The 962-nt window shown below is 57.5% G+C and carries 1 protein-coding gene; it reads right to left on the minus strand.

The annotated features are described in order from the left end of the window. Positions 1-101: 101 nt before the first annotated feature. On the minus strand, positions 102-962 hold an 861-nt coding region (locus tag GCT19_RS42225), incomplete at its 5' end, for a reverse transcriptase domain-containing protein (protein ID WP_152855107.1).

The raw sequence follows: 962 nt of genomic DNA on the forward strand, positions 1-962 counted from the left end.
CCAGCTCGATAGTGGAGTAAGAGACCGGGCGTAGTCGAGCTATCTCCCGGCCTCTCCTCCCCGAACCGGACTTGCACCTCTCAGCGCATCCGGCTCTCCGTTCAAGCGTTGCTCATAGCAAAGGCGACATCGGGATAGCGCGACTCGATGATACTGCGTGCCTCATCGCGCAAGATGTACGGATTTTCCGACGGGTTACGCCACCTGAATTGACCCTTCCGACTGGTAACAAGACGCCGAAGCGCCACCGTCCCGTACCAACCCCGACTATTCTGGCCTTGAAGCAGCCATGTCTTGGCCTGTCCCGGTTCTGGCGCCCGCACATGATCGCGCATCAGCGACCTGAACCCACGCCGATACCTGCGCGCGAGCCAATATCCGAACTTCCAGAACACGGTCCGGTCAAGTTTTCTGAACATGGTGGCCGTGTAATCGGTGTATTGATAGAAGGCGGCCCAGCCGGCAGTCTGCCGGTTCAGGCTTTCCATCAGATCCATCCGGTTCATGCCGTAGTTTCCCGACAGTTGCTTGACTAGCCGCTCGGCGAAGCCCCTGTACTTCTCCCACGGAATCGTCGTCACCGGCCGCATGTGGCCGCGTGGTCCACGCTTGCGGATGATGCGGTGACCGAGGAAGACGAAGCCATCGTTCACGTGTGTGATATGGGTCTTCTCCATATTCAGCGTGAGCTTCAGTTCGCCTTCGAGGAACTCACGGCATGCTTCGCGCACTGCCTCGGCATGTTCGCGAGTTCCCTTGACCACGATCACAAAGTCATCTGCATACCGACAGTAGGCGATAGCTGGTTTCCACTGCCGGTTTTCTCGAACAGTAATCGGACGCTGCTTGAGAATCGCGAAGTTCCACGCCCACCGATCCTTCCGCACCTTCTTGCTCAGATAGTTCCTCTCCATCCACGCATCGAATTCGTGCAGCATGATGTTGGATAACAGGGGTGAGAT

Source organism: Paraburkholderia atlantica (assembly GCF_009362785.1).
Lineage (GTDB): Bacteria > Pseudomonadota > Gammaproteobacteria > Burkholderiales > Burkholderiaceae > Paraburkholderia > Paraburkholderia atlantica.